Annotated in this window: 10 protein-coding genes; 1 reads left to right on the top strand and 9 read right to left on the bottom strand. The window is 63.4% G+C overall.

Features of this window, described 5'->3' with window-relative positions; all coding sequences use genetic code 11:
- The 8 genes from VIM98_RS11440 to rph all read right to left on the bottom strand — a co-directional run.
- The coding region (locus VIM98_RS11440; RefSeq protein ID WP_331993237.1) for a cytochrome ubiquinol oxidase subunit I at positions 1–227 on the bottom strand (227 nt) is incomplete at its 3' end.
- Positions 227–448 carry a cytochrome oxidase putative small subunit CydP gene (gene cydP / locus VIM98_RS11435; protein ID WP_331993236.1) on the bottom strand — a complete coding sequence of 74 codons (222 nt, stop codon included), beginning with the start codon at positions 446–448 and terminating at the stop codon, positions 227–229. The genes cydP and VIM98_RS11440, both read right to left, overlap by 1 nt.
- Positions 449–725: 277 nt before the next feature.
- Positions 726–2,036, bottom strand: coding sequence for a Xaa-Pro dipeptidase (gene pepQ / locus VIM98_RS11430; RefSeq protein ID WP_331993235.1), 1,311 nt, complete (start codon positions 2,034–2,036; stop codon positions 726–728).
- Between the two features lie 239 nt (positions 2,037–2,275).
- The gene (locus VIM98_RS11425) at positions 2,276–2,632 is read right to left on the bottom strand and encodes a PilZ domain-containing protein (RefSeq protein WP_331993234.1); all 357 of its coding nucleotides are present in this window, start codon (positions 2,630–2,632) and stop codon (positions 2,276–2,278) included.
- A complete protein-coding gene (locus VIM98_RS11420) occupies positions 2,629–4,875 on the bottom strand; it encodes a DUF1631 family protein (RefSeq protein WP_331993233.1) in 2,247 nt (748 codons plus the stop codon). Before VIM98_RS11420 ends, VIM98_RS11425 begins: the two co-directional genes overlap by 4 nt.
- Before the next feature lie 89 nt (positions 4,876–4,964).
- Positions 4,965–6,131 carry a radical SAM family heme chaperone HemW gene (hemW, locus tag VIM98_RS11415; protein ID WP_331993232.1) on the bottom strand — a complete coding sequence of 389 codons (1,167 nt, stop codon included), beginning with the start codon at positions 6,129–6,131 and terminating at the stop codon, positions 4,965–4,967.
- A gap of 203 nt (positions 6,132–6,334) precedes the next feature.
- On the bottom strand, positions 6,335–6,934 hold the full coding sequence (gene rdgB / locus VIM98_RS11410) for an RdgB/HAM1 family non-canonical purine NTP pyrophosphatase (RefSeq protein ID WP_331993231.1): 600 nt from the start codon (positions 6,932–6,934) through the stop codon (positions 6,335–6,337).
- Positions 6,934–7,665 (bottom strand): ribonuclease PH, encoded by a 732-nt coding sequence (gene rph, locus VIM98_RS11405; RefSeq protein WP_331993230.1) that lies wholly within the window; start codon positions 7,663–7,665, stop codon positions 6,934–6,936. Before rph ends, rdgB begins: the two co-directional genes overlap by 1 nt.
- Positions 7,666–7,757: 92 nt before the next feature.
- On the opposite strand from rph, the gene VIM98_RS11400 reads away from it, so the two are divergent.
- A complete protein-coding gene (locus VIM98_RS11400) occupies positions 7,758–8,618 on the top strand; it encodes a YicC/YloC family endoribonuclease (RefSeq protein ID WP_331993229.1) in 861 nt (286 codons plus the stop codon).
- Between the two features lie 3 nt (positions 8,619–8,621).
- Here the strand turns inward: VIM98_RS11400 and VIM98_RS11395 are convergent, their stop codons facing one another.
- Complete coding sequence (locus VIM98_RS11395; RefSeq protein WP_331993238.1) at positions 8,622–9,182, bottom strand: DUF5672 family protein; 561 nt, start codon at positions 9,180–9,182, stop codon at positions 8,622–8,624.
- Between the last annotated feature and the right edge of the window lie 429 nt (positions 9,183–9,611).

The raw sequence follows: 9,611 nt of genomic DNA, 5'->3' as shown, positions 1-9,611 counted from the left end.
TCCATGGTGATGCCGGTGGCCACGCCCATGGCGAAGTTGATGCCGAAGAGCACGCCCCAGTACTGCACCATGCGCTTCCATACCTCGCGGCGAGTCATTACATAGACCGCCTCCATGATGGCGAGTATCCACACCAGGCCGAGCGTCAATGGAACAAACAGGAAGTGATACAGCGCAGTCAGTGCAAACTGAAGTCGCGACAAAGTCACGACATCGGCGTCGACGATCATGGACTACCTCCATGTGAAGAAGCGTGGGCAGGTGCGAGCAATTGCTCGATGGCACGCGGGCTGGCATCGGGCCGCGGGTGCGGCGCGATGGCAATCCACCAGATAAGGGTAAGCACGAGGATCTTGGCGACGACCAACGCGACGAGTTTGACGCCCAGCCGGCGCAGCGGTTTACGTGCTGCGGGAGTTTGCTCGGTTGCGGCGACTGACACGATCATGCAGCGGTCCCCGGGATTTGCCTAAAAAAGCATACGTCCGAACGCGAGAAGCTGTCGCTGTGGAGCAATGTCGCAGATGGTCAATTGTCGCAGGCAGGATAGTGGGGGCACGTACCTGTTTCCAGTGTGGAGTTCGGAGGTTGCGGAGCCGTACACAACAAAAGGTGGCCTTGCAGCCACCTTTGCGATCTTGCAGCCTGGAGTCGGTCGTCGGATTGACGAGGATCAAGTGCGCGATGGGAACCCTACGCGCCGCCCGGCCCGGAACCCAGGGGCTTCATGCCATCGCGAACGCATCGCGTGTCAGGTTTTCCGGCTCGCTTTCGGTGCACACCACATCGTCCTCGATACGGATGCCGCCATATGGACGTAACGCGTCGACCTTGGCCCAGTTCACATGGGCGGCTTCGGGGCTTGCGCGCAACTCGTCCAGCAGCATGCCGATGAAATACAGTCCCGGTTCGATCGTTACCACCATGCCCGGCTCCAGCACGCGGGTCATGCGCAGGTAGGGGTGCCCGCTGGGGCGCGGAATATTGCCGCCGCGTTCGTTCTGCTGGAAGCCCGCCACATCGTGCACTTGCAAGCCGATGGGATGCCCCAGGCCATGCGGGAAGAATGTCGAAGTGACGCCTCTTTCCACTGCGCTCTCCGCACTCATGTGCAAGATGCCGTGCTCGCGCAATACCTCGCCTACGACGCGATGAGCGTGGATATGCAGCTCCGGATAGCTCTGCCCGGCGCGTACCTTGGCGACAAAGCCCTGTTGAGCCTTGTCCATGCTGTCGATCAGCGCTTGGAACTCGCTGGCACCGTGCGCGGCGTAGGTACGGGTGATGTCGCTGGCATAACCGGCGGAGGCGGCGCCGGCGTCGATCAGGAACGAGCGGGATTGCGTCGGCGGTTTGCGATCGAAATGCGTGTAGTGCAGCACGGCTCCGTGTTCGTTGAGGCAAACGATACTGGCGTAAGGCAATTCGGCGTCTATGGCGCCTGCCGTCTTGAGATAAGCCTGGTGGATATCCAGCTCGCTGCCGCCGGCGCGGAAAGCCTGCTCGGCGGCGCGATGCGCGCGCGTGGCGGTGCGGCTGGCCTGGCGCATCAGCGCCAGTTCGTAAGGTGTCTTGTACGAGCGGTGCCAGTGCAGGTAATCGACCACATCCTGCGGGCTATTTGCCTCGACACCGTCGAGCACCGACGGCGGTGCGAGAATCGCGCTGCGGCCGCCCGGCAGATATTTGGTCGCTTCGTCGGCGGTACGGATGATGACGATGTCGAAATGCTCGACCCAGTAGCCGGCCGGCGCCGCGGGCACGACATGCCAGTAATCGCGTGGCTGCAGGAAAATCAGCTTGGGCTTGGTGCCAGGCGAATAGACCACCCAACTGCCGGGCGCATCGGTCAGCGGCAGCCAGTGGCGGAAATGCGGGTTGGCGACGTATGGGTAATCCAGGTCATCGAGGAACTTGCGCACCGGCATGCCGGCAGCGATGACCAGATGGTCGTAGCCGCCCAGTTCGAGCGCCCGGTCCGCGCGTTCGCGCAGCGTAGCCAGATGATGGGGATAGAGCGCGGCAAGATCGGTCATGACGAGTTCCTGGCGGAGCGGGGACAAGCCTCGCATCATCGCTCGCCGAGGCGACAGGTGCCAGTTCGAAGCGGCGTACACCGTGTCCCGGTGGGCCGCGTACCGTGCCGGCTGCCTGCCGCCGGCCGCCGCACGCTCTTGGCAAAGGAGTCGAGCGGGCCAGGCTCTTCCTCACTCCTCACTGCTTTAGATATCCAGATGAAACAAGGGGTTGATCGGACGCTTGCAGCGGGCTGCTGCTACGGTGCCCCTGAATTCTCGACCCAGTTCGCCAGCCGTGCCGCATCGTGCTCTTCGATCGCGATGATGCGAAAGCCCGCCCAGATCTGCCCCGCACGCGGCGTCGACTCGTGCCACTGTTCCTGGATACCCAGCTCGATCGGCTCAACCCTGCCGGGGCCGGGCAGGGGCAGACTGACCTGGTAGATGGCATCGCTGCGGGGAGCGTGCGCGGCGATCAGCAGCATGCCGGTGGTCGAAAGATTGCCGAGCTGGCCGATCGGTTTGCCGGTGATCGCATCGGTCACGATCGTCGTGAAATCGACCGCACGGCGGCGTGCGCGGCGCTGTTCCATCGAAGTGACGTTCTGGCTCATGCGCGATCACCGTTCGCCCATTGGCGCAAGTTGCCCGTCAATGCGTGCCAGGCGCGGTCGATCAGCGTCTCGCGTGCGGTAGCCAGTTCGCGCACCGCGCCGCGGGCGAGCGCACGGGCCAAGGCATGCAGATCCATATCCTCGCCGCGCTGACCGCGCCGGGTCATGAAAAGGCAGTGGCCGGAGACAGGCGAGAACCACGCCAGCTTGCGTTGGCTGATCTGTCCCGTGTCGCTGTCGACGAACTCGAACCAGCTTCCGAACGGCTGTTGCAGCAACCGCTCGTAGATGCGTTGCTCGCGCGGATCGACCGGGATGTCAGGTGTGGGAGCTGGCACAGGCGCGGCTGCCGCAGGTGCGGCGGCCGCGGTTTCGCCCAGGCGCTGGTGCTGTTTGAGCTTGAGCGCCAGGCCGGTCGCCGTCGGGCCATCGTCCTTGCGCTCGTCGGTGCCTGCACCCAACAGTCGTTGCGCGACTTGTTCGGCTTCCTCGGCATGCATGCCGATCTGCTGCAAGCCGGTTTCCACATCGTATTGGAGCTTGAGACGATCGTAGGTCGGCGCATGGCCGAGCAGTTGATCGGTGATGTGCAGGCGTTCGGCAAAGGCTTCGCTTTCCTGCCCATGGCGTAGCAGCGTCAAGGCCAGCACGTCCGACCAGGCGCGCTCCAGCAAAGTGCGCAACAGGCCGCGTGGCGGCGACAGGGCGAAGCGTTCGGCGATCAGTTGGGCGGCCTGGCGGCGCGCCTGCTCCAGGCGCTCGCGCCCTTGCATGGCCTCCACCTGGCGGCGCTCGGCGATCTGCGCCTTGCGCGCAAGCTGGGCCAGGTGATGTTCGATATCCGCCAGCAGGCTGGTGTAAAGGCCGGTGCTGGGCGGCTCGCGCTGCGTACGCGCGACCAACTGTTCCAATTGCGTTGCCAGTGCGCGATCGGCCTCGCTGTCGCCGGTATCCAGCCATTCGCTGGCGGCTTCGGCAACCGCGCCAAGCCATTTGCGCGCAGGGTGTTCTTGCTGGTCGAAGAAATTACGGTCGGCCACGGCCATGCGCAGCATGGGTACTTGCAGCCCGCTCAGTACACTTTGCGCATTCGAGCCCTGGCGCATCTGCCGATGCAATTGTTCGAACAGCATCGCCATCAGTTCGACCGTATCGCCTTGCTCCGGCGAAAGATCGGTCGGCGGCGCGCCGGCTGGCTTGCCGGTATTCAGGTGAAGCAGCAGCTCTTCGCGCAGCCGCTGCGCACTTCGCAACTCGCGGCTGGCGTGATCGGTAATGTCGCTGACGTGCCGCTGGACGGCGTTCAAAGCGAGCTGCAGCTCATCGGTGGTGGCGATGCGTCCGCCAAGCGTGCCCTGGGCGCTTGCGCTGCGCCCCTGTGCAAGCAAAGTGCGCAGGTTTTCCAGCACGGCGATATGGTCGTCGCGTGGAGCCTGGATTTGCGCCTGCGGCGGTTGCAAAGGGGAAATCGGCGGTGCCGGTTCCTCAGTGCCACGCGAAGGCGTTCTGTGCAGCACGTTTTGCCGCACACCCGGAAACGCCCTTAGTTGACGCAGAATGCCCTGGCTGCGCAGCAATTCGTTGACGGTTCCGTAGAGCGCCCCGAGGCCCTGGATAACGGTCTGGTCGAAGCTCCGCAGCATCAGCAAGCGGTGTTCGATCGGTAGTTCCATCGCAGCGGTTGCATCGTGGAATGCATGCGTGAGCGCGAGCGGACCGAGCGGTAGCGCCTCACCCTCGAGCGGCGGTGCGGCGACCATCACCGCGAGCCGGTAACTCAGTTCGAACAGGGCTGGGCCATTGCGCGCCTCGCCACGTGCTACCAGTTTGCCGAGTGCGGCTTTCTGTTCGTGTTCGTCGCGATCGAGCAGCGATAGCGGTTGTGGCGCTTTGTCTTGTACGCGTCCGTCGCTGTCGGTGGACGTACCCATCTGCCGATAGCGCTCGCCGATCAGGGTGAGAAAACGCTTCAGCAGGCGCGCGCGTTCCTGTTGCACACGTAGCCGGCTGTCGAAGAAAAGTTGTTGATCGAGGTGATTGCGCGTGCGGTCGGCCTGCGCATACAGCTGCTGCTCCAGTTCGTCGAGGCATTGGCGCAGCGCCATGTCCAAATGCTGGAGGGTGAGGGCGTGGACTTCACCGATCAGGCGACGCGCACGCGCCGGCCATCGGCCGCTTTCCGGGCTCGTCGCGTTGCGTTCATGCGTGAACGGCTCAAGCCGCCCTTGCGGTTCGACGTCCATGGCCACCCCTGTCCCACCTGTTGCGACTCAGTTTATGCCGGGCGGCGCTGAGCCGCCATCGGCCTTTCGATGGGGGTTCAGGCCAGTGCTCAGGCCAAAAAGGAGGCAATGACGTCGTTGAGGAAGCGCTGTCCCAGTGCGGTGGTCTTGAGCCGATCGGGCCGGACTTCCAGCCAGCCACGAGCCTGTGCCTGTGCCAGCGCGGGGGCGATGGCCGTATCCGGTAGGCCGGTACGCTCGGCGAAATCGGCTGCCGGGACGCCATCGATCAGGCGTAACGCATTGAGCATGTACTCGAAGGGCAGCTCGTCGCCGGCCACCACGGTGTCGCCGCCGATGCGCCCAGTATCCGCGGCGCTATCCAGATAGGCGCGAGGATGACGTGTCTTCCAGCGCCGGCGGATGTTGCCATCGTTCGACGAACTGAGCTTGCCGTGCGCACCGGCACCGATGCCCAGGTAGTCCCCGAAGCGCCAATAGTTGAGGTTATGCACGCAGCGCCGGTTGGCACGGGCATAGGCGGAGATCTCGTACTGGCGATAGCCCGCCTGGGCCAGCCGGGCTTCACAGGCTTCCTGCATGGCCCAGGCATGGTCGTCGTCGGGCAAGGGCGGCGGATTGGCCGCGAAGGCGGTGTTGGGTTCCAGGGTCAGCTGATAATGGGAGATATGTGCGGGGTCCAGCGCGATGGCCTGCTCGACATCGTGCAGCGCTCCTTCGAGCGATTGCTCGGGCAGGGCATACATCAGGTCCAGATTGATGTTGGCGTAGCCGGCATCCTGGGCCGATTTCACCGCAGCTGCGGCTTCGGCAGCCGAATGGATACGGCCGAGCCGTTGCAACTTGGCATCGTCGAAACTCTGGATGCCGAACGAGAGCCGATTGACGCCGGCGGCCAGATAGCCATCGAAACGACCGTGCTCGACGGTTCCTGGATTGGTTTCCAAGGTGATTTCCGCCGCGTCGTCGAAAGGCAAGCGTGTGTGGGCGCCATCGAGAAAGCGGGCGATCAGATCGGGCGCGAACAGGCTCGGCGTGCCGCCGCCGAAGAAGACGCTCACAATCTGTCGCCCTTGCACGGCTGCGCCGAAATCGCGCAGGTCGGCATCGAGATCGGCCAGCAGGCAATCGACATAGTGTGCGTACGGCGGCGGTTCGTCACGCAGGCCATGCGAGTTGAAATCGCAGTACGGGCATTTCTTCACGCACCACGGCATGTGCACGTAGAGCGAGAGCGGTGGCGGCGTAAGCGGCATGGGATACGGCAACTAGGTGAGAGTCGGTTTCGTTGTTCGAGCTGTTTTTGGAGGGTGTTGAATAACCGCTCGTGATGGACTTCGTGGAGCCGCCCCTCACCCCAACCCTGTCCTCGGCAAAGCCAGGGGAGAGGGGGAGCGTCGCAGGCAGAACATCAGATAGCGCGATCCATGTCCGCCCTAGCTGCGCCCACCTTGCCTTCTCAGAACCCGCGCGAGCGGATCTGTTCCCGCAGCAGGCTAAGTGCCTGGCCGCGGTGGCTCAAGCGGTTTTTCTGCGCTTCCTCCATTTCGGCCACGCTCTGTTCATAGCCATCGGGCAGGAAGACCGGGTTGTAGCCAAAGCCGCCGGTACCGCGCGCTTCGGTAAGAATGCGGCCGTACCAGCGTCCCTCGGCGATCAGCGGAGCGGGGTCTTCCGGGTGACGCAGCAAGACCAGCACGCCGATGAAAAAGGCGCCGCGCCGTTCCGTCGGCACGCCATCCATCGCATTGAGCAGCTTGGCGTTGTTGGCCGACGCATCGCCGTGCGTGCCGCTATAGCGCGCCGAATACAGGCCAGGCGCGCCGTTGAGGTGATCCACGCAAAGGCCGGAATCGTCCGCCAGCGCCGGCAGGCCGCTGTGCTGGGCGGCATGGCGTGCTTTGAGCAGTGCGTTCTCGACGAAGGTCAGGCCGGTTTCATCGGCGTCTTCGATACCCAGGCTGCCCTGGGTGACGATGTCCAGGCCGCTGTCGGCGAGCAGGGCGCCGAACTCCTTGAGCTTGCCAGGATTGCTGCTGGCCAGAACGATGCGTGACATCAGCCCGTACCCAGCGCGGCGCGCTGCGCGGCGACCAGTTCGGCGATACCTTTTTCGGCCAGGCCGAGCAGGGCGTCCATTTCGTCGCGTCGAAAGGCATGGCCTTCGGCGGTGCCTTGCACTTCGATAAACCCGCCGCCGTCGTTCATCACTACGTTCATGTCGGTGTCGCAGTTGGAATCCTCGGCGTAATCGAGGTCGAGCACCGGCATGCCCTGGTAGATACCGACCGATACCGCTGCGACCGCACCGACGATCGGATTGCGGCGCAGGTTTTCGCGCTTCATCAGGAATTGCACTGCATCGGCCAGCGCCACGTAGGCGCCGGTAATCGCGGCCGTACGCGTACCGCCATCGGCCTGGATGACGTCGCAATCGAGGGTGACGAGGCGCTCGCCTAACGCCTGGCGATCGATGCAGGCGCGCAGGCTGCGGCCGATCAGGCGTTGGATTTCCATGGTGCGCCCGCCCTGGCCGCCGCGCGCGGCTTCGCGCTGGGTGCGGCTGGAGGTGGCGCGCGGCAACATGCCGTATTCGGCGGTCACCCAGCCCTCGCCTTTGCCGCGCAGCCACGGCGGCACGCGATCCTCGATGCTGGCGGTGCAGAGCACGCGGGTATCGCCGAAGCAGACCAGGACGGAACCTTCGGCATGGCGGGTGTAATGGCGTTCGATCGTAACGGTGCGCAGCTGGTCGCTGGCGCGGCCGCTAGGGCGGCTGACGGCATTCATCGTGGGAGCGGCCTGAGTTGAGCAATTGGGCAAGTCGAGCGCAAGAGTTTACCATTGCCGGCCTTATTCCACTCTTCTTTGCAGAGACCTCCATGATTCGCAGCATGACCGCGTATGCATCGGCTGAGACCTCCGGTCCCACCGGCACCCTGAGCTGTGAGTTGCGGACGGTCAATCACCGTTATCTGGAGCTGAGCCCGCGCCTGCCGGACGATTTGCGCAATTTCGAATCCGTACTGCGCGAGCGGATTGCTGCGCGCTTGTCGCGTGGCAAGGTGGACTTGACGGTACGCTTGCGTAGCGAGACGCGCGCCGATGCCTTGAACGTGGATGGCGGCTTGTTGAATCGCCTGGCGCAGGTCGCGCGTGAACTGGAAGGTCGGTTTCCGGGCATGCAAGTGCAATTTACGGAACTGTTGCGCTTTCCCGGCGTGATGCAGCAGGCCGAGTCCGATCCGGAGACGATGCAGGCGGCGCTGTTGCAGGCGCTCGATCGTGCGTTGGACGCGCTTGCTGCCACGCGTGAGCGCGAAGGCGCCAAGCTGGCCGATCTCCTGCGCGAGCGCCTGGACGCGATCGAACGCATCGTTGCCGATGTACGCGGCTGGATGCCACAGATTCGCGAAGGCTTGCGCGCGCGCCTGGAGTCACGGCTGGCCGACCTCAAGCAGCCGGTCGAGCCCGGCCGCCTGGAGCAGGAACTGGTTCTGCAGGTTACGCGTGTCGACGTGGACGAAGAACTGGATCGCCTGACCACCCACATCGCCGAAGCGCGCCGTGTGCTGGGCCTGAAGGAGCCGGTAGGCCGCCGCCTGGATTTCCTGATGCAGGAATTCAATCGCGAAGCCAATACGCTGGGCTCCAAGTCGATCGATGCGCGTAGCACCAATGCAGCGGTGGAACTGAAGGTGTTGATCGAACAGATGCGCGAGCAGGTGCAGAACATCGAGTGATGCTCAAAATCCCGCCGAAGGCATCCTCGGATGCCTTGCGCTAAATTTGTACGGCTCGCGACAGGCCTGAATGAACGGTTGCCATAGTTTTATGGCCTTCGGATCGAAGCATCGGTGGCAGGCAAAGGGCAGCTTGCCACGGTTTAGCTTCAGTCCCAGCTTGGGGCGTCGATCGAGGCAGAAGTCTACCGCTTCGCGATAGTCGGGAATCTTCATGTCGACCAGCGTCGGCGCAACCAGGGAAAAATACAGGTCTTCGATGTGAAGATGCTTCGGGTGCGCCTGCGTCGGCGAGGACGTGTCCGCCATATGTTGCTGGCGTCGTGCAACCGCGCGCAGCATGGCTTTAGTATTTCTGAGCGAAAACCCGCCATTGCCGACCCTGAAATAATGCGCATTGCTTTTCTTGCTTGTATTTTTGCGGAACGCGTTATTGATCTCCAATAGCAGGCGATGGGACGCGGTTTGTGTCGAGGCCAGCCACGGCGCGCCGATGGAGTCGTACCCTTGGTCGCACCAATAATCGAGCCGATCGTCGAAAACGAACACGTCGGTCTGACAGATCAGTGACGAATCGCGCGGTCTGGCCGGTTTGCCCCATGTCGTCCGTCAATGACGGGATCGGCAGGTCGGCATCTGCTCTGGACGCGATTTGTGCTTCGGTGCGGAGTCGCGCGGGCTAGCGCGGCATTTCATACGCCGCACGGGTCATAACGGACAAAAGAATAGGCAAAACGCTATGCGGCTCCCTTCCTCCTTGAAGGGCGTGCAGCCATCGGAGATGGGTGCATAACTTGTGGACGATGCAGAAAAACGATAGCGGAGGCTGGTCCGGGTGTCTTTAGGACATCGTCCTAGTCGAGATGGGGCGTTTCCGTTCGTTTTGCTGCAAGTGATGATGCCGAAGTGCCGCGGCCTTCCTGCCAGGAACTCCCTGCCATGCCGTTTTCTTTTTCGGGAGCGCGGCCATACCGGTATACTTGGGGGATACCG

The organism is Dyella sp., from assembly GCF_036568765.1.
Classification (GTDB): domain Bacteria; phylum Pseudomonadota; class Gammaproteobacteria; order Xanthomonadales; family Rhodanobacteraceae; genus GSA-30.
Note: the sequence above shows the minus strand (reverse complement) of the source record. Positions and strands in the feature narration are given on the sequence as shown.